Here is a 22,892-nt window from a genome sequence, read left to right as displayed (position 1 = left end):
TTGTTTGGGCGCGATGCCAATAGACATCTTCGCGTCGATCGCGATTTGAGGCGACATGATTGCGACTCGCGTGTTGCGCCTCGCGAATCCCGAGAGAGAACAGCGGCGTTCTTTCGGATCTGTTTGTTGAGCAGCGCTCGCGGGAGGTTAGATCGCGTGATCGGTCTCGTGCGACAGCGAGATCGGCAATCTTCGCCTTGGTTTTCAGTGCTGAAGGAATCGCGATGGCGCGCTGTTCCGTCTGTGCAGCCGATACCTTGCAGAGAACGATGTCAGGACAGTCTCGCGCAGCCGTTCACGCGCCGTGCCGTGTCGGCCTCGGATACGCGGGATCGGTGATCCGCGCATCGCGAATCCGACAGCTCGGCTCGACCCTTACAGAACCACGATTCCCGCATGCTTGGCCTTGGCGTCGGGCTCCACATGGATTGTGATCTGCGCGCCGTCGACCTGATCTTTCAGCGCCCGCTCCAGCCGGTCGCAGATGTCGTGAGCGTCCGTGACGCTCATGGCGCCGGGGACGACCAGGTGGAAGTCGATGAAGGTCAGTTTTCCCGCGTGGCGGGTGCGCAGGTCGTGGGCCTCGATGGCGCCTTCCGCATTGCTGGAAATCGCCTCGCGGACGCGGGCCAGGACGGCCTCGGGAACGGCCTCGTCCATCAGGCCGCTCAAGCTTTCCTTCATCAGATCCCAGCCGGACCAGAGGATGTTGAGGGCGACGAGCGCGGCGAGCAGGGGGTCGAGCTGGTACCAGCCTGTGAGCGGAACCAGGAGCAGGCCCGCCAGAACCCCGACCGAGGTCACCACGTCCGTCAGCAGGTGCCGCCCATCGGCGGTGATCGCGGGGGAGCGGAGCTTGCGGCCCTGCCGGATCAGCACCCAGGACCAGATCGCGTTGATGAAGCTCGCAAGGGCGTTGATCGCGAGGCCTTCGAGAGGCGCATCGAGCGCCTTCGGCGACAGGAACCCGAAATATGCCTCCCGCAAGATCGTCAGGGCTGCGACGATGATCAGGACGCCTTCGAGCACCGCCGAGAAATATTCGACCTTGTGGTGGCCGTAAGGATGGTTGGCGTCGGCGGGCCGCGCGCTCAGCCGCACGGCGAGGAACGCCGCGATCGCCGTGACCACGTTGATGATGCTCTCGAGCGCATCTGAATAGAGCGCGATACTGCCCGTGATGTAATAGGCAGCGTATTTCAGGACGAGAACAATCGTTCCAATGAAAATGCTGCCAATGGCAAGTTTTTGGATCTTGTCCATCGAGTCACACAAAATACGGGCGGCAGGGAGTTGCGGAGGCGACCTTATAGAGTGTGGCGCCGAACCTGCAAGCCTTTGTTTATATTTGCAAATAGCTCGCAACAGCACTGGGAATCCGATGAATCCCCGCTCCTGGAGGCACCTTACGTCGTCTCCGGGAACCGTGCGGTCAGGCGTGCGTAATACGCCGAGAGTGACGGAGCGAGGATCTTGCAGCGTTCGACCATCTCCGTCGCTTCGCCGAAGTGTCCGGCGCGCAAATGGGCGAGAAGGCGCGGGTGCAGGTTCCGGAGCTCGGCGATGTCCGGATCGGCGCGGTTCTCAGCGGGGGCGACAACGGTGAAGATCGCGGATTCGGTCGCCCGTCCGCGCACGGCGATCCGATCCAGCTCGATCAGAACATAATGCTCGCGCACGGCCTCGGCCGTGGTGGGACCGAGAATCAGCGATACGCCGTATTCCTTCGACAGGCTTTCCAACCGCGACGCGAGATTCACGGAGTCGCCAAGCGCTGTATAATCATAGCGCCAGCGCGAGCCCACATTGCCGACGACGCAATCGCCCGTGTTGATGCCGACCCCAACCGCGAAGACGGGCGCATCGTCGCCCTGTTCCTTGCGCAAGGTCTCGTTCAGCGCAGTCACCGCATCCATCATACGCAGCGAGGCGCGCACGGAGCGCACGGCGTGATCCGGTGTCGGCAGCGGCGCGTTCCAGAACGCCATCACGCAGTCGCCCATATATTTGTCGATGGTGCCGCCCTCGTTGAGGATGGCCTCCGAGAGCGGATCGAGCAGGCGGTTGATGAGGCTCGTCAGCCGCTCGGGCGAATCCTTGAGCTTTTCGGACAAGGTCGTGAAGCCGCGCACGTCGCAGAACAGGATCGAGAGATTGCGACGCTCCCCGCCAAGCTTGAGCGCGCCCGGATCGCGCGCGAGCTGCGCCACGAGTTCCGGCGAAAGATAACGGGAGAACGCAGTCGATACGGCTTGGCGCATCTGCCGCTCGCGGGCGAAGTCGAGACCAAAGCGCGCGCCGAAGACCGTCAGCGTCGCGGCGATGGGCAGCGCAGGCGCGACCCAGATGCGGCCGAAGCGCAGAAGAGCCCAGGCTCCGAGGATGAAGAACGCGACCGTGGCGAAGGCCGCCAATCCCGTCCGCCAGGAGATCCCGCGCCGGCACAGGGCAGCTGCCGACAAGGCCGCCGCGAGGATCAATCCGGCTATCGCGAGGCGGGGGGCGGGCAGGGCGTAAAGGCCGTGGCGGAGGTTGTCGAGGATCGTTGCATGCACCTCGACCCCGGCGGTGAGGCTTTCCGTCCTTAAGGTATAGGCGGTCGGGAAACTGTCGGGCGCGCCGCTATCGGGCGACGTGGCGGCCTTCAGGCTCAGGCCCACCAGCACGATCTGGTCCTTGAACCGGCCCGGTGGCAGAAAATTCTCAGGGTCGAGGGCCTGATAATAGGAGACCGTCGGGTAGGTGCGGAAGGGTCCGAAATACTGGATCAGGGCGCCCTCGGGAGGCGGGGTGACGGGGTGACCGCTCAGGCGCAAGGTTTCCGCCGCGAAGCTGTCGGGCAAGGTCGGCATGCGGCGCAAGTAGGCATCGCCGTCGAGATCGACCGAGGTCACGCCGGGGTGCGCGCCGGCATCGAGAAAGGGATCGATGGGATTGACGCGGGTCGTCTGAATGCCCTGGTCGAGCGGGGTCGTGACGTCGTCCGCCGCCAGCACCACGTCGGGACCGAGGGCGTTCGCCAATTTGGCATCCTCTTCGCCCTCCGAGGGTTCGGCGAAGATGATGTCGAAGGCGATCACCTTCGCGCCCGCCGCGCGCAGACTTGCAACGAGCTTCGCGTGCAGATCCCGCGGCCAGGGCCAGCGCTGCCCGATTTCGGAGAAGGACGGCTCGTCGATAGCGACGACCACCGCGCCCGGATGCGGAGGAAGCGGAGGGCCGACGATGGAGAACAGGTCGTAGAGCCGCATCTCCACAAGATGAAACGGCTTGAGGAACGATACCGGGATCAGCAGGGCAGCGATCAGCCCTGCCATGGCGAAGTGACGCCAGGGGGAGAACCCCGTTTCCGCGGATCCCGGCTCGTTCCCGCTCATACGTTAGAACCGCGCCTTCATGGTCGCGGCAAAGGTCCGCCCGGTGCCCCGGATACCCGGCGCGAGTTCGTAATCCTGATCGAGCAGATTCAGGAAGGTCAGGCCGAGGAGGAGGCGACGGTCCGGCGTTTCCCAGGTGATCGAGGCATCGGCGGTCCAGTAATCGTCGAGTTTCAGGCCCGCCAGATTTCCCTTGCGGTCACCGACGAAGGTGGCGGCAACGGCGATCTTGAGCCGGCTCGGATCGGCGAAAGTAATGCCCGCGCGCGCGAAGCGTCCCGAGAGGAAGGGAATGTCGGCGCCGAGCGTATCGCCGGAGCGCACGTCGCTCGACAGGGTGCCGACCGTACCGAACACGCCGAAGCCGTGGCCGAGCCAGACATTCGCCGTCGCGGACAGCCGCTCGATATGGCCCTTCTCGATCGCGATGCTGTCGAATGTATTCACGACGGGAATATCGAGGCCGCGCACATCCTGCCGCTGATATTCCACGGCGGTGAAGACATGTGGGCTCCATTCGGCATCCCAGCGCAAAGCCATCGTGTCGGTCCGGCCGCCGAGGGAGATCGGCAGATTGTTGGGAACGAGTCCGACGGTCGTCACGGGCGAGAGCGTGAAGTTCAACGGCAGCAGACCGTCGCGGCGATAGGCGGCGCGCAGCCATTGTCCGTCGAGAGGCGACACGCCGATGCCGATGCGAGGGGCGATTGAATTCTCCGAGGGCCGCGATTCGATATCGACGAAATCTCCCTCCACGCCGGCTTGTATCTCGAAGCGGTCCGAGGGACGCCAGAACGCATCCGCGAAGAGACGGGCCGCCTGGAATGTGGAATCCGGTCGCTCATCGATGACGTTGCTGTCGAATGCGCCGGTCGCCGCGTTGTAGGTCCGCGAAGTGCCGGAGGTCCATCCGAGAGTTCGGCCGGTCTGTCCCTCGATCCCATAGCGAACGGTGAAATCGCCGAAGCCGAGCGTGTGGCCCAACGCGGCCACCAATCCTTCATTCCGGTTACGCTGCCATTGCTCCGCTGATACGAAGAGCGGGAAGAGATCCGCGCTGACCGCATTGGAGTATCGCCGGTCGATGCCTCGCGTGGCATAGACCGCGCCGGTCAGCACGTTGCGATCGCCGAAGCTGTGGCTCCAGCCCGCGCCCGCCTGCATCGAGGTGAGGTCCTGCGTGCCCGCGAAGAAGCGGGTTCGCGTATCGAATTTCGCCAGTCCAGGCTCCACCGAGGATGCCGCGCCGAAGATCAGGAACCGATCCGCCGCCGAGGGCGCGGTGCCGATAAAGAAGGAAGCGTTGCTGGCGTTTTCCCGGTCGAGGGAGGTGTCGCCGTCGAAGAGGGCGCGGGCCGCCGACAGCGAAAACGAGGTCGGAACCGGTTCGTTCGAAAAGCCCTGAACGCTCGCATCCGCCTCCCAGCCGATGCGGTTGTTGCGGACGAGCACGCTCCCACCGAATTCGGTGTCGATGAAGGGGCGGCGCAAGAGATCGACGCGCCCGATGCGGCTCGAGACCGCGAGCGGGTCGAAGAACAACCCTTGGATCATGAGCGTATAGGTCGTCAGGTCGATATCGTCGCCTTGCGCCGAGGAGATCGTGGGCCGCGTGGCGAAAATGCTGGGGCGGCGCGCGGCCGCTTCGTCGAAATAGCTCGATGCGGTGAAGGGATCGAACACCCGGTCGCCGTAATAGCGCGCCCATTCGTCGAGATTCAGGAAACGATAGGCTTGCGCGGGATAGGAGCCCGCCTCGCGGTTGACCGCAAGACCGGCGAAATCGCCGCCCCGCTGCCGGTAACGGCGCACCGCCTCGCGCGCGCTGACGATGGCTTGATCGGCTTGATACTGGTCGAGGGCGATCGCCGTGCGCGTGACCGAGACGACGGGATCGTTCGGATCGAGCCGGTCGGCATTGTCGAGGGCCTGGTCGGCGAGTTCGACGTCACCGTTCTGGTAATAGGCGATGGCTGTCAGCAGGAGCCCCTGCGAATAGGCCGGGTTCGCCGTGGAGCCTGCCAGAATGGCCTCGAGCCCCTTCGCGGTTTCGCCCTTCTGGAGAAGATAGCGGCCAAGCGCGATAGAGCCGACGCTGAAGGCTGGATCGATAGCGAGCGCCTTGTCGATCAGCGCGCCCGCTTCATCGACGCGGCTCTGGTCGAGTAGCAGGATCGCAAGATTGGCATAGGGGACGGGGCTTTCAGGATCTTCCGCGATGGCCCGTCGAAAGGCTTCTTCCGCTGCGAGCGTCCGGTCCTTGCTCGACTCGAAAAGGCCGATCCCGTTCCAGAGGTCGGTATTGCCGGGCGCGACGATCGTGGCGCGGCGCAGCTCCGCGAGCCCGCCTTCGACCTCGCCATCGATATCGGCCTTGATTGAGCCGTAGGTCAGGATGACATTCGGGTCGTCCGGATCGATCCGGCGCGCCCGTTCGATAGCGGCGCGCATCTCCTCGCGGCGGTTGAGGGCCAGAGCGAGCTGCGCGGAGAGGACGGCGATGCGGGCATTGTTCGGAAAGCGCTTCTCAGCCGCCTTGATAACCTTGGAGGCCGCGTTCAGGTCCTCCCGGAAGGCGACGATATAGGCATGGGCCAGGGCCGCTTCCGGCTCACGCGGATCGAGCGGCGGCTCGGGATAGACCCGCTTCGGGTCGGCCAGCGACTGCGCGATGTAGCGCCCATAGGCCGCGTTGATGCGCCGCTTGGAATCGAGGCCGCCACGTTCGGCGCCCGCGAACAGGGTCGCCGCCTCGCGCCAGCGCCGTTGTGCGCCTGCGAGCGTGCCTTCCACCACATCGGCGCGGGCTCGCTGCGTCGGGTTGAGGGAAAGGCGGCGCGCCTCGGCGAGCGCCTTGGCGGCGACGGCGCGGCCATCGAAATAGGAGGCGATTTCAGCAAGGCTGAGCCAATCCTCGACTTTGCGCCGCTCGGCTGGGATCGCCTCGATCCGCGCCCGCTCGGCGCGGAGCGCAGGACCCGTCAGCGGGGAGAGCGAAATCGACGTGAAGACATCGCGCAGCGTGAGATAGAACAGCATCTGCTCGCGATCGTCGGAATTCACGAGCACGAACTTCGTCGGCGCCTGTCCGATGGCGGCGACCGCGCCTTCACCCTGCCGGACGGTGACCGCGCCTTGCGCGTTCTTCAGTTCGACCGTGCCTTCGAGCACGACGAGCGCGGTTTTTCCGGACGCATCGACGGTCAGAGACCAGTCCGTGCCGCGGATGGCCGCCACCGCAGCCGGAGTCTTGACATCGACGCCGGTGCCCCCGCGCGCCGCCCGCGCCCAGAGATTGCCGGACTGCAGATCCAGATGGGTGGTCGCGTTGTTGGCTCCGGCCACGTCGTTCACGGTCAGCGTCGAATTGCGCCCGACGCGGATCTGGGTCTGATCGGCGAACAGGATCGCGAGGTTGCCGATGGCGTTAGTGCGCAGCACGTCGCCGCCGATGACGTCCTGCTTCACTTCCGCCGGGCGCCACCGCTCTTCGCGCACGAACCGCAGCTCCTCACCGCCCTTGGTGGCGACGATGGAACCAGCCGCCGAAGCTGGTCTCGGCACGGGCGACTGGGCATGCGCTCCCGTCAAACAAAGCGCGACGGCGCTCGTCGTGACAAAAAACCGGAGAGAGCGAGAGGTCATAGGAAAATCGGCAAGAAAGTTACAACGTGTCCAAAGGTCAGCGGGACCTTAGCAGGGATCGGGTAACTTTAAAGCCGATTCAGCACTCAACCATGTGTTTCACAACACAGCGCGGAACTCGCGCCCGATTTATTCACGGGTTATTGCCACGCGCCAGGAGGAGTTTTTGCTTCAGATCATGCTGGGCGAAAGGTTTTTGCAGGACGGGCCGGTCGCGGAAGGCGTCGCGGATGCCGGCGCTGCCGTAACCGGTCGAGAACACGAAGGGGATCGAGCGCTCAGCCAGCGCCTCGGCGACGGGGTAGATCGGCTCTCCGGCGACATTCACATCGAGAATGGCGAGGTCGACCTTTTCGCGCGCCAGAGTGTCGAGGGCAGCGGAGAGGCGGGCCGCCGGGCCGACCACCTCGCAACCGAAATCGAGCAGCATGTCCTCCAGCAGAAGGGAGATCGCCGCTTCGTCCTCCACGACAAGGATACGCAAACCGTTGAGGCCGCTCGCTACGCTTTCGGTCACAGCTTTACTCTCTTTCACGCGAGGATGCCGCAGGTTTTGTCACGGCGCCGAGAATCATCCGCTTGTACCATTCCCCTGCGCCACGACAAAAGTCGGGCAGGGCCGAATGATCGAGCGGATTCTCATCACCTTTGATTGTATGCAAGAATATACCACCGACAAAGCTATGGAAAAAGCCTAGTTTGGTTGCGGGCTGATTGGCCGGCATCAGACTTTCGCTGGAATCATTGAACGAATTCTTTCTCTTTCGGATGATAGCCCTCTGGGCAGGCCTGTTATTGTGGATGAGCGCCTGCGTCATCGGGTCGGGACCGCGGATGGCATCCCGCCAGGAACGGATCTCGTCCGCCGCCTCTTGCGGAGATGACATGGTGTCCTGAATAATCGGCGCATGTCCCTGATTTCTTGCCTCACCGATCTTTTCCATCGGCCCGTCAGCTCCGGTTACAATGAGCATCTGACCGTCGCGGCTTTGTTGACGCTCGTCGTCCATGCCGATGGGCGGGTGCTTCAGGTCGAGGCGGAGGGCCTGCGCAGTCTGCTCCGTTCGCGGTTCGGTCTCGGCGAGGATGAGGTCGAGCATTTGCTCGCGCATGCGGGTGAGATCGAAGAGACCCTAGATCCCTCCACAACCCTCATCGACCGCATTCTGCATGATGTCCGCTTCAAGGATCGGCCTGCACTGCTTAAGCTGGCTTATCGGATCGCCGCCATCGACGGCGTCGTGCACGATTTCGAGGATGACCTGATCTGGCGCACCGGGCGTCTGCTCGGCTTTTCCGAAAGCGATCTCACCGCGATCAAGGCCGCTGCCTTGACCAATCTCACGTCCGGTCGGGCCGATGGCTGATGACGGACTGAAGGCGCCGATCCTTATCGTTCTGCACCAGGAACATTCGACGCCGGGCCGGGTCGGGCGCCTGCTCTCCGAGCGCGGCTTTGCCCTCGACATCCGCCGTCCCCGTTTCGGCGATCCTTTGCCGGAGACCCTCGCGGAACACACTGGCGCGATCATCTTCGGCGGGCCGATGAGCGCCAACGATCCGGAGGATTTCATCAAGGCCGAAATCGACTGGATCGGCGTGCCTCTCAAGGAGGAGAAGCCTTATCTCGGCCTCTGTCTCGGCGCGCAGATGATGGCGAAGCATCTCGGCGCGAAAGTGTGGGAGCATCCCGACGGCAAGGCGGAGATCGGCTATTATCCTTTGCTTCCCACGCAGGCCGGCGAGGCGCTGAGCGAGCGCTGGGGCATCTCCTGGCCGAGCCACGTCTATCACTGGCATCGGGAGGGTTTCGATTGCCCCACAGGCGCGGAGACCTTGGCGACCGGCGACGATTTTCCAACCCAGGCCATTCGCGTTGGCGATGCGGCCTATGGCCTCCAGTTTCACCCCGAGGTCACGCACGCCATGATCTGCCGCTGGACCGTCAAGGCGGCTGAGCGCCTCTCAACTCCCGGCGCGCAGGACCGCATGCGCCAGATCGAGGGGCGCTTCATGTACGATCCGCATGTGTCGCGCTGGCTCGATCTTTTCCTCGACCATTGGCTGGATACCGATTGACGCTCATGTCGCGTCGAACTCGAATGGCGATACGCCGCGCTTCATCTCGTCCACGACCAGGGCATGCATCAGCGGCGGCGCGGCGCGCTGGGGGCATCCCACGCGCTCGCAGAGGCGACAATTGATGCCGATCAGGGTCGGCTCGGGCGAGGACAGATCGAGCCCGCGCGCATAGACGAGGCGGTGGGCGTATTTGAGCTCGCAACCGAGCCCCACGACCAATTGCGGATCGGGCGTGCCCCACGGGTTGAAGGCCCGCCTGACCGAACGCGCAACGGAGAACCAGCGCGAGGTGTCGGGCAGTTCGATAATCTGCGTCACCACCTGCCCCGGCGTCTTGAAGGTGGCATGCACGTTCCACAACGGACAGGTGCCGCCGAATTGCGAGAACGGGAAGCGGCCCGAGGAAAAGCGCTTGGAGACATTCCCCGCCGAGTCGACGCGTAGCAGGAAGAACGGGATGCCGCGCGCACCGGGACGGGCCAGTGTGGTGAGGCGATGGGCGACCTGCTCGAAGCTCGCGCCGAAGCGCGCGCCCAGCACTTCCACGTCATAGCCGAGCGCCTCCGCCGCCGCGTGGAACTTGCCATAGGGCATCATCAGCGCGCCCGCGAAATAATTGCCGAACGAGACCCGCAGGAGCCGCCGCGCCGGGCCGTCCACGGGTTCGAGCCGCGCGGCGAGCGCATCCATGACGTCGCGCATTTCCGTGAAGGCGAGCTGATAGGCCGCCTGAAAGGTGCGCCCGGACGGTTCGACCATTTCGGAAATGAGCAACTGGCGGCGGTGGTGGTCGTAGCGGCGCAGCGTATCCGACATGACGTCGATGGGCATGATGCGCACGCGGATGCCGTGCTTCGCATGCAGGCGCTCGGCGATGGCAAAGAAGGGCTCGTGCCCGCTCAGCTGCAGGTCGGAGGCGAGGGTCTCAGCGGCCTCGTCGAGTTCCGGAAAGTGGTTCTTGGCCTCCTGGATCAGGTCACGGACCCGGTCGACCGGGTTGTCCTGCGGCGCGTCCTCGGCCCGGTCCCGGTCGCGCACACTCGGCATCCGCGCGTCGGTCGCACCGCGCATGGAAAGATAGGCCCGGTAGAGCCGGTTGACGGCATCGACGAGGGTGGGCGCGCTCTCCACCGTCTCGCGTAGTTCGAGACGCGAGACCGGCGCGCTGCGGAACAGCGGATCCGCGAAAACCTCGTCCAGCTCGGAGATGGAGCGCTCATGATCGTCGGTGGCGAATTCGCGCGGGTCGAGGGAATAGGCATGGGCGAGGCGGATCAGAACCTGCGCCGTGATGGGCCGCTGGTTGCGCTCCATCAGGTTGAGATAGCTCGGCGACAACCCCAGCTCCTCGGCCATGCGGGCCTGGCTGAGATTACGCTCACGCCTCAGGCGTTTCAGACGCGGGCCGACAAAGAGTTTCCTGCTCTCATCCATTTGTAAATTACTTTACAGTTTTACAGAATAAGGTCTGTCGTTATGTGACAACGCGACTTTTCTTCCAAATTCTCCCGTTGAATCCAGTGCAGCCTTTGTAAATATGACAGACAGCTGCCCTGCCAACACCAAGACATTGGGGCTCGCAGCCGTCTTTTGTCAACGGATGTAAACGGAAGAAACGATAATGACCGCACACACCAAGCCGTCCTCGTTCGAAACCCTGATCCCCTCGGCGCCCGCCGGGCGGTTCGACGGCATCCGTCGGCCCTATTCGGTCGAAGACGTACTCCGGTTGCGCGGTTCTTTCCCGATCGCCCATACGCTGGCCGAGCACGGCGCGCTTCGGTTGTGGCAGCTCCTGCAGGAGCGCCCCTACATCCATTCGCTCGGTGCGATGACCGGCAACCAGGCCATGCAGATGGCCCGCGCGGGTCTCGAGGCGATCTATTTGTCCGGATGGCAGGTCGCGGCGGATTCGAACGTTGCCGGTGCCATGTATCCCGACCAATCGCTCTATCCGGCCAATTCCGGCCCGGAACTCTGCCGCCGCATCAACCGCACCCTGCAGCGCGCCGACCAGATCGAGCATGCGGAAGGCGGCGCGAAGCGGGACTGGTTCCTGCCCATCGTCGCGGATGCGGAAGCAGGCTTCGGCGGCCCGCTCAACACCTTCGAGATCATGAAGGCCTATATCGAAGCCGGCGCGGCGGGCGTCCATTTCGAGGATCAGCTCGCCTCGGAGAAGAAGTGCGGCCATCTCGGCGGCAAGGTGCTGATCCCGACTTCGGCGCATGAGCGCAATCTCGTCGCGGCGCGACTTGCCGCCGACGTCATGGGCACCCCGACCCTCATCATGGCCCGCACGGACGCGGAATCGGCCAAGCTCATCACCTCCGACGTGGACGAGCGCGACCGGCCCTTCATCGAGCCCGACAGCCGTACACCGGAAGGCTTCTTCCGCCTCAAGGATGGCACCGGCCTTGACCATTGCATAGCGCGCGGCCTCGCTTACGCGGAATATGCCGACCTGTTGTGGTGGGAGACCTCGCATCCCGATCTCGACGACGCGCGGGCTTTCGCTGAAGCCGTTCACAAGCGTTATCCGGGCAAGCTTCTGGCCTATAATTGCTCGCCCTCGTTCAATTGGAAAAAGAAGCTCGACGACGCCACCATCGCCAAGTTCCAGCGTGAGCTGGGGGCCATGGGCTACAAGTTCCAGTTCGTGACGCTTGCCGGCTTCCATCAGCTCAATTTCGGCATGTTCGATCTGGCGAGCGGCTATCGCGACCGTGGCATGGGCGCCTATTCGGAACTCCAGGTCCGCGAGTTCGACGCCGAGGCCGATGGCTACACCGCAACGCGCCATCAGCGCGAAGTCGGAACCGGCTATTTCGACCAGGTCTCGGTGGTGATCACGGGCGGCAAGTCCTCGACCACCGCCATGGGCGACTCGACTGAGACCGCCCAGTTCCAGACCAAGAAGCTGCAAGCTGCCGAGTGATCCTCGAGCCCTGTCAAAAACGGAGAACCAACATGAACAAGTCCCGCTTTTGGGTGGTTGGAGGCGAATACACCTCCACCGATTTCGAAACCCTGATCCAGGGTACGGAACGGGTCGTGGGCCCGTTCGAGACCCGCGGCGATGCTGAGCGCACCTGGCGCGTCCTGTCGGAAGACCACCGGCCGCAGGCCCAAGTGCGCTTCACCATCGCGCACGAGCATTTGACGATGAATGCCTGACCATCGCGTTCAAGGCCATTCGACCCGCCGCTGGCCTTCGGGCTGTCGGCGGGTTTCGTGCCTGTGATCGCCTCGGGATAAAATTTATCCGGCGTGAGACAAACTTCTTGCGCCTCTGCCTCTGCCCCTCGGCGGCGCGTGACCTAGAACAGGCTGTTCAGTCGTCGCTGTTGGAGAGGGTTCTCAATGAAAGCCGCCCTGAAATCCCTGACTGTCGCGCTGGCCCTTGGCTTGGCCGCTGCGACCACCGCCAAGGCCGATGTGGTTGTCTCCTCCAAGATCGATACGGAGGGCTCGGTTCTCGGCAACATCATCCTTTTGACGCTCAACGCCAACGGCATCAAGACGCAGGACCGGATCCAGCTCGGTGCGACGCCGGTGGTGCGCAAGGCCATCGCGGCGGGCGAGATCGATATCTATCCCGAATATACCGGCAATGCGGGATTCTTCTTCAACAAGGCCGACGATCCGGTCTGGAAGGACGCCAAGAAGGGCTTCGAGGCGGCCAAGATGCTGGACTACGACGCCAACAAGATCGTCTGGCTTAACCCGTCGCCCGCCAACAACACCTGGGCCATTGCGCTGCGCAAGGATGTGGTCGAGCCGAACAAACTCGTGACCCTGTCCGATTTCGGCAAATGGGTGTCGGGCGGCGGCAAGGTGAAGCTTGCCGCCTCGGCCGAGTTCGTCAATTCGGCGGCGGCTTTGCCGGCCTTCCAGGCGGCCTATGGCTTCAGCATGAAGCCCGAGCAGCTCATCGTGCTCTCCGGTGGCGATACCGCGGCGACGATCAAGGCGGCCGCCGAAAAGACCAACGACGTCAACGCCGCCATGGTCTATGGCACCGATGGCGGCATCGCCCCGTCCGGCCTTGTGGTGTTGCAGGACGACAAGGGCGTGCAGCCCGTCTATGCCCCGGCTCCGATCATTCGCGAAGCGGCGCTGAAAGAGAATCCGAAGATCGCCGAGGTCCTGAAACCCGTCTTCGAATCCCTCGACTTGACCACGTTGCAAGGCCTGAATGCCCGTGTTCAGGTGGGCGGCGAGGCGGCGAAGGTGGTTGCGGCGGATTACCTGAAGTCCAGGGGCTTCGTGAAGTGACCTGACGCCCTGAATGGGGTTGCGGAGAGAAGCCAGGCCGATTGTGAACGCGATCTCTCCTCATACCAGCGCGCCGCGTGTGGCATCAGCCGGCGCGGCCGTTTCTCTGGACCGGCTCGGCGGCGTCGTCGCCGTGCTCATCGGTGTGGCGCTGTTCGTCGCACCCTTCGTCACCTATCGCGCCAACCGGATCGTGGCGGGCGAAGCGCGCATGTTGCTCGACGCCTTGCCTATGGCGATGGCGGTCGGCGTCATGAGCGTCGCACTCGGTGTGGCGCTCGTGGCGGCAACCATACGCCAGCCGATCCTGCGGCTCTCCGCAGCCGCGCTGGGATTGGCGGTCATCTTCCTCGCCGTCGGTCGCGCGCCCGGTTTCGTGACGCCCCCCGGCAACACTTTCGCGCGGGTCTCTCCTGCTTTCGGCTTCTGGCTGCTGACGCTCGCCTTCGCCCTGCTGGTCGCGGATTCCATCACGCGCCTGCGCCTTGGGCCCTTTGCGAGACTCGCGGCGCTCGCGGTCGCCGCCGCTGCCATGGCGATGCTGCTTCTCTCCGGCGCGTGGGATGGTCTGTCGCTCCTGAAAGAATACGCGACGCGGGCGGACAGCTTTTGGCGCGAGGCGCGCCAGCACCTCTTTCTCGCCCTCGGTTCGCTTGCGGCGGCGACGCTCGTCGGCCTGCCGCTCGGCATGGTCTGCTACCGGGTCCCGCGCATCAAGACCGCCATCCTCCAGGTGCTCAACATCATCCAGACGATTCCGAGCATCGCGCTCTTCGGCATTCTCATGGTGCCGTTGAGCATTCTGTCGGCGAAGGTGCCGCTTGCCGCCGCGCTCGGCATCCACGGCATCGGCGCCGCGCCCGCCTTCGTAGCGCTGTTCCTTTATTCCCTGCTGCCGGTTGTCGCCAACACGGTCGTGGGTCTCGAACAGGTGCCGGCTTCCGTGGTCGATGCGGCGCGCGGCATGGGGCTCTCCAAGCGCCAGCGGCTGTTTCAGGTCGAGCTGCCGCTCGCCTTTCCCATCATCCTCACCGGCATCCGCATCGTGCTCGTGCAAAATCTCGGGCTTGCGACGGTGGCCGCCTTGATCGGAGGAGGGGGCTTCGGCACCTTCGTCTTTCAGGGCATCGGCCAGACCGCCATCGACCTCGTGCTGCTCGGCGCGATCCCGACGGTGGCGCTGTCCTTCATGGCGGCGGTGATCCTCGATGCGGCCATCGATCTCGCGAGGGGACCGTCCCGTGATTGAGATCGAGCATCTGACCAAGCGATTTGGCGAAACGATCGTTGTCGACGACGTCTCGCTCACGGTGGACGAGGGCACGATCGCGGTTTTCGTCGGCACATCGGGTGCCGGTAAATCGACCTTGCTGCGCATGATCAACCGGCTCATCGAGCCGAGTTCCGGCCGCGTGCTGATCGACGGTCAGGACACCATGGCGATCCCGGAGGACGATCTGAGGCATCGCATCGGCTACGTCATTCAGGGGTATGGCCTTTTTCCGCATCGAACGGTGATCGAGAACATCGCCACCGTGCCCCGCCTGCTGGGCTGGGACGCGAAACGGATCGCGGCCCGCGTCGAGGAATTGCTCGATCTGTTCCAGCTCGACTCGGCTGAGTTCGCAGCGAAATATCCGCATGAATTGTCGGGCGGCCAACAGCAACGCGTCGGCGTGGCGCGGGCGTTGGCGGCGAAGCCCGCGCTTCTGTTGATGGACGAGCCTTTCGGCGCGCTCGATCCGGTCATCCGCCACAAGGCGCAGGAGGACCTGCTGGCGATCCAGCGCCGTTTGGGCACGACCATCATGCTCGTCACCCACGACATGGACGAGGCGTTTCATCTCGGCGATCGGATCGCGGTGATGGATCAGGCACGCCTGTTGCAATATGCGACGCCCGCCGAGTTGCTGACGCGCCCGGCGGAAGAATTCGTCGAGCGTCTCGTCGGCACCGCCGAGCGCCCCTTCCGCCTGCTGTCGCTGGCGCGGGTGAAGGACGCCATCGAGCCCGGTCCGTCGCAAGGCGAGCCGTTGCCGGTCTCCGCCACGTTGCGCGAGGCGCTGTCGCAACTGGTCTGGACCGGGCGGGAGAGCCTTCCCGTCACTGACGCAAGCGGCGCGATCCTCGGGCGCATCAGCATCGATGGCATTCTTGCCCATGGGCGGCAGCCCGCATGAGAGCCGGACCCGTCCTTTGGCGGCTGGCCGCCCTGGTCCTCCTCCTGGTCTTCATCACGAAGCCGCAGCTGTTCGCCTTCGTCTTCGAGCCGTTGACCATCAATAACGCGCCGGCGATCTACAATCAGGGCAGCCTGTTTTCCCTGACGCTGGCGCATCTCGGCACGGTCTTCAGCGCGGCCTTGGCGAGCACCATCATCGCCGTGACGCTCGGCATCTTCGTCACGCGGCCGTCCGGCCTCGAATTCCTGGCCCTGTCGCGCAGCCTCGTCAATATCGGCCAGACCTTCCCGCCCATCGCGGTTCTGGCCATCGCCGTGCCGCTCGTCGGGTTTGGGGAAAAGCCGACTTTGATCGCGCTGTTTCTCTACGGCCTGTTGCCGATCTTCGAGAATACGCTGAGCGGTCTTACGCAAGTGTCGCCGCTGACTTTGGAAGCGGCCAAGGGCATGGGCATGAGCCCGCGCCGCCGCTTGATCGAGGTGGAGTTGCCGCTCGCCCTGCCGGTGATCCTCGCCGGCATCCGGCTGTCGGTGGTCATCAATCTTGGCACCGCCACCATCGGCTCGACGGTGGCGGCGAAGGGGCTCGGCGAGGTCATCATCGCCGGGCTGCAATCGAACAACATGGCCTTCATTCTGCAGGGCGGCCTGGTGGTCGCCCTGCTTGCTGTCCTGATCAGCGATGCGCTGATGAGCGTGGAGCGGTTTGCGGCGCGCAAACTCGGCCAAGCGCCGTCATAATCAGCCCTCGCGGAACTCCACCATCGGCTCGTCATAGATCGCGGTGCGCAGCACGTTGTCGCCACGCACATAGCCGCGATACATCCCCGAGCAGTTGAAGGGCAGCGACACCGCGCCCGTGTGATCGACGGCGATGATGCCGCCCGAGCCGCCCGCGGGTGCGAGCATATCCATCACCACGGCGCGCGAGGCTTCTTCCAGCGACTTGCCCGCATAGCGCATCAACGACGCGATCTCGTGGCCTGCCGCATAGCGAATGAAGATCTCGCCATGGCCGGTGCCCGACACCGCGCAGGTTGCGTTGTCGGCCCAGGTGCCCGCGCCGATGACCGGGCTGTCGCCCACGCGGCCAGGGGCCTTCGCGGTCATTCCGCCGGTCGAGGTCGCCGCCGCGAGGTGGCCGTTGCGGTCCCGCGCCACCGCGCCGACGGTGCCGTGCTTGCGGGATTCGTCCTGATCCTCAGATCCGCTGTTGCGCATCGCAAGCGTTTCCTGCAGGGCGTTCCAGCGTGCATCGGTGTAGAAATACGACGCTTCCTCGAAGGCCAGTCCACGCTCGCGGCAGAATTTCAGCGCGCTGTCGCCGATGAGAAACACGTGGCCGGAATGCTCCATCACGGCGCGTGCCGCGAGGATCGGGTTGCGCGGGCCGCAAATGCCCGCGATGGCGCCCGCCGCGCGGTCGCGCCCGTCCATGATTGCCGCGTCCATCTCCTGCTTGCCGGCGGAGGTATAAACCGCGCCGCGTCCGGCGTTGAACAGGGGCTCGTCCTCGAGCGCCATCACGGCGGCGGTGACCGCGTCGAGCGCAGCACCCCCATCGGCGAGCACCGCGCGACCGGCTTCAAGCGAGCGGCGCAGACCTGCGTGATAAGCGGCCTCACGCTCGGGCGTCATCTTGCTGCGCAGAATCGTGCCCGCGCCACCGTGGATGGCGAGAACGAAATCGTTTTGTGTGCTGGTCATGGCTCTCAGGCTTTTGTTGAACGAAGGTGGTTGAGGGCGTCGGCGAGGCCGGGGCGATGATGGCCCGAACGTCCGGTCATGGGACCGGCGGCAATGAGGGCGTCGAGCACGGCTTCCTGTGTGGTATCGGCCATGGCCTCGAACAAAAGATCGATGCGGTTCTCGTTCAGAACGCGCTGGTCCACCAACGCGGCCTTCTCGTCGTGGAACAGGATGTTGGCGGTCGAGAACCCGAGCGCGATGTCGCCGCTGCCGTGGCCCCAGAAGGAGCCGAGGCGCGCAAGGCCGACGCCGGAGCGACGGATGACGCGCTGGAGCTGGCGGTCGCTCAAGGGAATGTCGGTCGCGGCGATGATGATGATCGAGCCCTTCTCGGTCGCTGCGGGCTCCGCCATCGCGGGCGTCACGACTGTCCCGTCCGGCAGGCGCAAGTCTCCGGGGCGGCCGAAATTGGCCAGAACCAGCACTCCGAAATGGAAGATTTTGCCGTCGAGATCGAGCACGCGCGAGGCGGTGCCGATGCCGCCCTTGAAACCGAAGGTGCTCATGCCGCAGCCTGCGCCGACCGCGCCCACGGCGACATCGGCGGAGGCGGCCTTGAGCGCGGCTTGCGCATGGTCCTCGGTGATCGCGAGAGCTTGAATATCGTTGAGAAAGCCGTCGTTGCACTCGAACACGACCGGGTTCACGGTCGCGGTCTCGCGACCGATGTCCGGGTTGTGCGCGATGGCGTGGCGCACGAGCGCGGTCGCGCAGGTGCCGACCGAGAGGGTGTTGGTGAGGAGAAGCGGCGTCTCGATGACGCCCAGTTCCTCGACCTGGACCAGGCCGGTGCTCTTGCCGAACCCGTTCAAAACATGAACGGCGGCGACGGGTTTTTCGCGATAGAGATTACCGCCATGGGGCAATATGGCGGTCACCCCGGTGCGGAGTTCATCGCGATTGAGCGTGACATGGCCGACGCGCACGCCCGGTACGTCGGTGATGCTGTTCCTGGGGCCCGCCGGCAGCTTGCCGCAGGCAAGCCCCGCATCCCGTGCACGAAGGCTTTTGCTCATCAGGGGCATTCCGCTTTCACGAAAGCCGCGATCTCCGCATGGGTGGCGATCCACACATCCGAGCGCCGGGTGATTTCTTCCAGCAGCTTTTCCAGAATCCAGATGCGCGAGCGATAACCGGTCACGTGCGGATGCATGGTGAGAAGGAAGAGCCCACCTTCTTCATAAGCGCGCTCGAATTCGCGCAAGAAGATGTCGAAGACGGCCGTCGGCGGCGTGTGCGGGCGCAAGCCGTTGAAACGGTGCATGTTGAAATAGACCGCGTCGTCGCGGATCCATTCCACCGGCAATTCGACGATGCCGGTCGGCTCGCCCTTTTCCACCAGCTCATACGGGTCGTCATCGGCCATCAGGGACGAATCGTAAAGCAGTCCGAGTTCGCGCTCGATGCGAAGCGTGTCCGGGCTGAAATCCCAGGAGGGTGTGCGCATGCCGACGGGACGCGTGCCGGTGACCTGTTCCAGCGTATCGGCGGCGCGGAACATCAGGTCGCGCTCGACCTCGTAAGGCAGCTGGCTGTTGAGTTCGTGGATCCAGCCATGGATGCCGACCTCATGGCCCTCGGCGACGACGCGCTTCTGCTCGTCCGGATAGAGGAGTGCCGCGACGGCGGGGACGAAGAAAGTCGCCTTCGCATTGTGCTTGGCGAGCGCATTCAGAATGCGCGGAACGCCCTGGCGGTTGCCGTACTGGCCCTGCGACATGCGGCCAATGGATTTGCCGCCGTCGCGCAACTCGTTGGTCTCATGGTCCGAATCGAAGGAGAGCGCCACGGCACAGCGCGCGCCATTCTTCCATTTCGCGGGCTTCATGGAGCGGCCGGCGCGGACATGGTCGACCTTGGTGCGCCACGTCTCCTCCGGCCAGGTCCAGGGCTGGGCGTTTACGTCGTTCATAACTTCTTCCTGACAATGAAAACTTGATGAAAAGGGGGCGCTTTTAAGAACGCCCGCCATCCACGGAAATGATCTGGCCGGAGACCCAGGACGCTGCGTCCGAGACCAAGAACATCACCATCTCGGCAATATCCTGCGGGTGGCCCAGGCGGCGGGTGTGGATGCTCTCCACCAGCCGCGCCTGACCCTCCGGTCCATAGCTCTCCCATTGGCGTTGCGTGGCCGGATTCGAGAGAACGAAGCCCGGCGCGACGCTGTTCACGGTGATGCCGAAGGGGCCGAGCTCGAAGCTCAGTTGCTTCGTCAGGCCGACAAGTGCGTGCTTCGAGGCGGTGTAGGCCTGAATGCCGGTGAGAGAGGGGCGCAGGCCCGCGCCGGAGGAGATGTTGACGATCCGGCCCGATTTCTGCCGCTTCATGTGCGGCGCAACCGCCTGAGAGCACCAGAAGGCGCCGTGCACATTGGCCTCGAACAGCACGAGCCAATCCTGCTCCGCGACGTCCTCGATGGGCTTTGCCACCTGGCCGCGCACGCCACCGGCGCAATTGACCAGAATGTCGATGCCGCCAAGGGCATCGGCCATCTCGTTCATGGCGCGCGAGACGGCAGCGCGGTCGGCGAGGTCGAGGGTGCGGGTGGCTTTCGCGCCCGCCTCGGATGCGGTGCGGAGGCCCTGCTCGTCGAGATCGAGCGCCCAGACCTGCGCGCCCTCGGCGGCGAGAGCCTGGACGATGGTGCGCCCGATGCCCTGGGCCGCGCCGGTGACCACGACGCGGCGGTTGGTGAAGTCGAGTTTCATGTGTTCAGCAACAGATCGAGAGTGGCCCAGGATTGCTCACGCCGCCCGTCCTCGATGTCGTGGATCAGGTCGACGAGCTTGCCGATGGTCGGCGTTGCGATTCCGGATTCAGCGGCGAGCGTGCCGATAATCGCGATCTGCGCATCGACCTCGGTCTTGCGCTTGCGCACCGCCAGATCGCGCCAGATGCCGGAATGGGTTTTGGCCGTGTGGCGGTTGAACTCCGCCATGGCGGCGACCGAGCTGCGCGCTGCTTCTGTTTCGGCACCGGGCTTGAAAGCCTCGGGATCGAAGCCGTTGAAGCCGAGCGGCGAGACGCCCCGCTTCTGGGCCACCGCCATGACCTCGCGGCCAAGAGCGTGGAAGACCGGGAAGTGACGCTCGGAAGCGAGGTTCTCCGACATGGAGGCCGGCGTCAGAGCGGTCGCGAACAGCATCGCGCCGTAACCGAGCTTGCCCCAGAGATAGCCCCAGATATTGTCGGTGAGCACCGCGTTCGGCTCGAAGATCGACAGCAGGCGATGATAGTCCTCGATCTCGGGCGTGGTCACGCCATCGAGCGCGCCGATGGCGACCGCAGCGCGGTTGCCGAAGAGAATGCGCCCCGGCTCCAGCCAATCCGCGCCGAAATTGACGAAGCAGCCGATCGTCCGTTCCGCACCGATCTCCTCCGCGATCACGAGCTCGTTGAGTCCGTTCTGCGCGGAGAGCACGGTGCCGTCATCGGCAAGATGCGGTTTCAAAGCGCGCACCGCATCGCGGGTGTGATGTGCCTTGACCGCGAGGATGATGCGCTTGAATTGGCCCTTCACCCCCTCCGGCGTCGTCGCGCGCACGGCCTGCGTGAAAGTCTCGACCGGCCCCTCGATGGCAAGCCCATCGCGGTTCATGGCCTCCACATGCGGCTCGACGATGTCGACGAGAAGCACGTCCTCGCCCGCGCGGGCAAAGTAAGCGCCGAGGGTGCCGCCGATGGCGCCGGCACCCCAGATCAGAATCGTGTTCTCGTTCATTACCAGGTCTCGATCAGCGCGCGGGTTTCCGCGATTGCGACGTCCCAGATGGCGTGCATGTCCTCGTCAGGGCGCTGGAAGCGTCCGCCGAAATTGCCGTCGGTCAGAATCTCGCGCACGCCTTCAGGTCCGAAGGTGCGCATGCGCTCCAGATCGACCATGGGCTTCTGGACGTCGGGCTGTTCGATGCCGGGCAGGCGCGTCCAGGGGAAGTTTTCCATCCACGAGGCGTGCGAGGCGACGGGGTCGATTTCCTTGACCTTCTCGAAGGTGCGGGGCGCATTCCACCAGTTGTGGAAGCGCACGCGACAATCGGAATTCTTGTCCATCCATTCGATCGCCGCCGTCTGGCCGGGCGAATTGCCGCCATGGCCGTTGACGAACAGGATGCGACGAAAGCCGGTGCGGCGCAGCGAGTCGAGAATGTCGGTGATGACGCGCAGATAGGTTTCCGCCTTCAGGGTGACGGTGCCGGGATAGGCCATGAAATAGGGCGTGATGCCATAGGCCTGCACGGGGAAGACCGGCACGCCGACGGGCGCTGCTGCTTCCACCGCGACGCGTTCGGCGAGAATGCTGTCGACCGACAGGCTCAAATAGGCGTGCTGCTCGGTGCAGCCGAGCGGCACAACGGCGCGGTCATCCGTCTTCAGGTACTCTTCGACCTGAAACCAGTTCATCTCGCTGATCTTCATAAAGACTTTTCCTCTTGTCTGACATTTGACGAGCGCAACCGCTCGATCACGGGCAGCAACGTGGCGCGGATCGCATGCGGATCCGGCACGTAGCGGAATTCCATCGCCTGCCGGTCTGGCGGCAGGAGCTGTTTGACCTTCGTCTCCGCGCCGCTGGCGTAGATGGCGACATCGACCTGGGCGAGAAACGCCTCAAGATCGGGAGCGGTCAGAAGGCGGACATCGACATCGGACACATGCGGCGCAAAACGCAGCACGCCGGGTTTCATCAACGCCATGAATTCAGGGAAGACCGACACGATGCCGACGCGCGCCATCGGATCGATCAGCGCCAGTCGCGCGCGTGTTTCCTCGGCCGGAATGAAGCTCAGGCCCAAAACGGGAATCCCCCCGGGAATCAGGTGCTCGACCTCGCCGCGGCGATGGGCGAGGGTCACGCAGACATCGCAGGGCTGCGGAAAGGCCTCACCCGCCTGCAACGCGTCGACGGTCGTCACGGCGATGGTGTCGCCTGACCCGAGATACTCCTGAATCCGGTCGGCGTATTGCTGCGTCGTGTCGATGAAATTGCCGACCATGACGAGGCGAAGCGGCCGTGTCTGCGTGCGGCCGCGCGCGGCCCGCGCATTGACCAGCGAGGAGACGACCGAGGGAGCGAGTCCCAATTCCTCGGCCTCGTTGAACAGCATCTCGATGCGACGCTGGATCTTGCGCATGGCGGTCGAGCGCAGACCGTCTCCGGTATTCCCATCGCCCACATAGGTGCCGGCGCCCGGCTTGGCTTCGATCAGACCGGCCTCGCGCAGTTCCCGATAGACCGTGGCGACGGTCATGTTGGCGATGCCCGCGTGTTCGGCGAGTTCGCGCACGGAGGGGAGCCGCTGCCCACTCGGCAATTCACCCAACGCGATCCCGAATTCGATCAGCCCGCGCAATTGAATGCCCAGTGGCACCGGCAGCGTGCGATCGAGCGCGCCGGCGAGGCTGTTCAGAATGCGCTGTTCGGGCGTCTGTTCTGTTTCATTATAACAGATGCCGTGAGAATCGTCAGTGGGTGATGGCGTTTTGGGCACGATGGAGTTGACTTTAATGAATTTACTGACCTACCGTTCTAATCGATAAGAACACCTTGGACGAAAAGATCGGTTCTTAGCAAGAGG

21 protein-coding genes are annotated in these 22,892 nt (G+C 64.3%); 8 read left to right on the top strand and 13 right to left on the bottom strand.

The annotated features are described in order from the left end of the window. Positions 1–375: 375 nt before the first annotated feature. The 5 genes from I2H38_RS05965 to I2H38_RS05945 all read right to left on the bottom strand — a co-directional run bounded on the left by I2H38_RS05965 (position 376) and on the right by I2H38_RS05945 (position 7,966). On the bottom strand, positions 376–1,263 hold the full coding sequence (locus I2H38_RS05965; RefSeq protein ID WP_196270907.1) for a cation diffusion facilitator family transporter: 888 nt from the start codon (positions 1,261–1,263) through the stop codon (positions 376–378). Between the two features lie 143 nt (positions 1,264–1,406). Then, positions 1,407–3,317, bottom strand: a complete 1,911-nt coding sequence (locus I2H38_RS05960; RefSeq protein WP_196271330.1) for a CHASE2 domain-containing protein — start codon at positions 3,315–3,317, stop codon at positions 1,407–1,409. 63 nt (positions 3,318–3,380) lie between these two features. Further along, positions 3,381–6,941 carry a FecR domain-containing protein gene (locus I2H38_RS05955; protein ID WP_196270906.1) on the bottom strand — a complete coding sequence of 1,187 codons (3,561 nt, stop codon included), beginning with the start codon at positions 6,939–6,941 and terminating at the stop codon, positions 3,381–3,383. A 214-nt stretch (positions 6,942–7,155) separates the two neighbouring features. Beyond that, complete coding sequence (locus I2H38_RS05950; RefSeq protein WP_196270905.1) at positions 7,156–7,539, bottom strand: response regulator; 384 nt, start codon at positions 7,537–7,539, stop codon at positions 7,156–7,158. Between the two features lie 4 nt (positions 7,540–7,543). Next, positions 7,544–7,966: a hypothetical protein gene (locus tag I2H38_RS05945; protein WP_196270904.1), complete on the bottom strand. Its 423-nt coding sequence runs from the start codon at positions 7,964–7,966 to the stop codon at positions 7,544–7,546. On the opposite strand from I2H38_RS05945, the gene I2H38_RS05940 reads away from it, so the two are divergent. Both I2H38_RS05940 and I2H38_RS05935 read left to right on the top strand, forming a co-directional pair. Beyond that, a complete protein-coding gene (locus I2H38_RS05940) occupies positions 7,931–8,389 on the top strand; it encodes a tellurite resistance TerB family protein (RefSeq protein WP_196270903.1) in 459 nt (152 codons plus the stop codon). The two genes, I2H38_RS05945 and I2H38_RS05940, sit on opposite strands and share 36 nt — an antisense overlap. Continuing rightward, positions 8,382–9,101 (top strand): glutamine amidotransferase, encoded by a 720-nt coding sequence (locus tag I2H38_RS05935; protein ID WP_196270902.1) that lies wholly within the window; start codon positions 8,382–8,384, stop codon positions 9,099–9,101. Before I2H38_RS05940 ends, I2H38_RS05935 begins: the two co-directional genes overlap by 8 nt. A gap of 3 nt (positions 9,102–9,104) precedes the next feature. Here the strand turns inward: I2H38_RS05935 and I2H38_RS05930 are convergent, their stop codons facing one another. Beyond that, positions 9,105–10,538: a helix-turn-helix domain-containing protein gene (locus tag I2H38_RS05930; RefSeq protein WP_196270901.1), complete on the bottom strand. Its 1,434-nt coding sequence runs from the start codon at positions 10,536–10,538 to the stop codon at positions 9,105–9,107. Positions 10,539–10,725: 187 nt separating this feature from the next. Between I2H38_RS05930 and aceA the strand changes: the two genes are divergently transcribed. The 6 genes from aceA to I2H38_RS05900 all read left to right on the top strand — a co-directional run bounded on the left by aceA (position 10,726) and on the right by I2H38_RS05900 (position 16,305). Next, positions 10,726–12,042 (top strand): isocitrate lyase, encoded by a 1,317-nt coding sequence (gene aceA, locus I2H38_RS05925; protein ID WP_196270900.1) that lies wholly within the window; start codon positions 10,726–10,728, stop codon positions 12,040–12,042. A 32-nt stretch (positions 12,043–12,074) separates the two neighbouring features. Further along, positions 12,075–12,281: a DUF4170 domain-containing protein gene (locus tag I2H38_RS05920; RefSeq protein WP_196270899.1), complete on the top strand. Its 207-nt coding sequence runs from the start codon at positions 12,075–12,077 to the stop codon at positions 12,279–12,281. 186 nt (positions 12,282–12,467) lie between these two features. Further along, positions 12,468–13,382, top strand: coding sequence for a glycine betaine ABC transporter substrate-binding protein OsmF (osmF, locus tag I2H38_RS05915; protein ID WP_196270898.1), 915 nt, complete (start codon positions 12,468–12,470; stop codon positions 13,380–13,382). Between the two features lie 52 nt (positions 13,383–13,434). After that, the gene (locus I2H38_RS05910; RefSeq protein ID WP_324617364.1) at positions 13,435–14,631 is read left to right on the top strand and encodes an ABC transporter permease; all 1,197 of its coding nucleotides are present in this window, start codon (positions 13,435–13,437) and stop codon (positions 14,629–14,631) included. Further along, complete coding sequence (locus I2H38_RS05905; protein ID WP_196270896.1) at positions 14,624–15,562, top strand: ABC transporter ATP-binding protein; 939 nt, start codon at positions 14,624–14,626, stop codon at positions 15,560–15,562. The genes I2H38_RS05910 and I2H38_RS05905 overlap by 8 nt, the downstream gene beginning before the upstream one ends. Next, positions 15,559–16,305 (top strand): ABC transporter permease, encoded by a 747-nt coding sequence (locus I2H38_RS05900; protein WP_196270895.1) that lies wholly within the window; start codon positions 15,559–15,561, stop codon positions 16,303–16,305. The genes I2H38_RS05905 and I2H38_RS05900 overlap by 4 nt, the downstream gene beginning before the upstream one ends. Here I2H38_RS05900 and I2H38_RS05895 read toward each other — a convergent pair whose 3' ends face one another. From I2H38_RS05895 to I2H38_RS05865, 7 genes are read right to left on the bottom strand one after another with little or no spacing between them, the layout of a single operon-like run. Continuing rightward, positions 16,306–17,271: an isoaspartyl peptidase/L-asparaginase family protein gene (locus I2H38_RS05895; protein ID WP_196270894.1), complete on the bottom strand. Its 966-nt coding sequence runs from the start codon at positions 17,269–17,271 to the stop codon at positions 16,306–16,308. Between the two features lie 5 nt (positions 17,272–17,276). Continuing rightward, complete coding sequence (locus I2H38_RS05890; protein WP_196270893.1) at positions 17,277–18,329, bottom strand: DmpA family aminopeptidase; 1,053 nt, start codon at positions 18,327–18,329, stop codon at positions 17,277–17,279. Further along, positions 18,329–19,225 (bottom strand): polysaccharide deacetylase family protein, encoded by an 897-nt coding sequence (locus I2H38_RS05885; RefSeq protein WP_196270892.1) that lies wholly within the window; start codon positions 19,223–19,225, stop codon positions 18,329–18,331. The genes I2H38_RS05890 and I2H38_RS05885 overlap by 1 nt, the downstream gene beginning before the upstream one ends. Before the next feature lie 43 nt (positions 19,226–19,268). Next, the gene (locus tag I2H38_RS05880) at positions 19,269–20,024 is read right to left on the bottom strand and encodes an SDR family NAD(P)-dependent oxidoreductase (protein WP_196270891.1); all 756 of its coding nucleotides are present in this window, start codon (positions 20,022–20,024) and stop codon (positions 19,269–19,271) included. Beyond that, entirely contained in the window at positions 20,021–21,037 is a 1,017-nt protein-coding gene (locus I2H38_RS05875) for a ketopantoate reductase family protein (protein ID WP_196270890.1), read from the bottom strand. Before I2H38_RS05875 ends, I2H38_RS05880 begins: the two co-directional genes overlap by 4 nt. After that, a complete protein-coding gene (locus tag I2H38_RS05870) occupies positions 21,037–21,732 on the bottom strand; it encodes a creatininase family protein (protein ID WP_196270889.1) in 696 nt (231 codons plus the stop codon). The genes I2H38_RS05875 and I2H38_RS05870 overlap by 1 nt, the downstream gene beginning before the upstream one ends. After that, complete coding sequence (locus I2H38_RS05865) at positions 21,729–22,805, bottom strand: GntR family transcriptional regulator (RefSeq protein ID WP_196270888.1); 1,077 nt, start codon at positions 22,803–22,805, stop codon at positions 21,729–21,731. Before I2H38_RS05865 ends, I2H38_RS05870 begins: the two co-directional genes overlap by 4 nt. Between the last annotated feature and the right edge of the window lie 87 nt (positions 22,806–22,892).

Source organism: Microvirga alba (genome assembly GCF_015694465.1).
GTDB lineage: Bacteria > Pseudomonadota > Alphaproteobacteria > Rhizobiales > Beijerinckiaceae > Microvirga > Microvirga alba.
The sequence above is the reverse complement of the archived record's forward strand: the minus strand, read 5'-3'. Positions and strand labels throughout refer to the sequence as shown.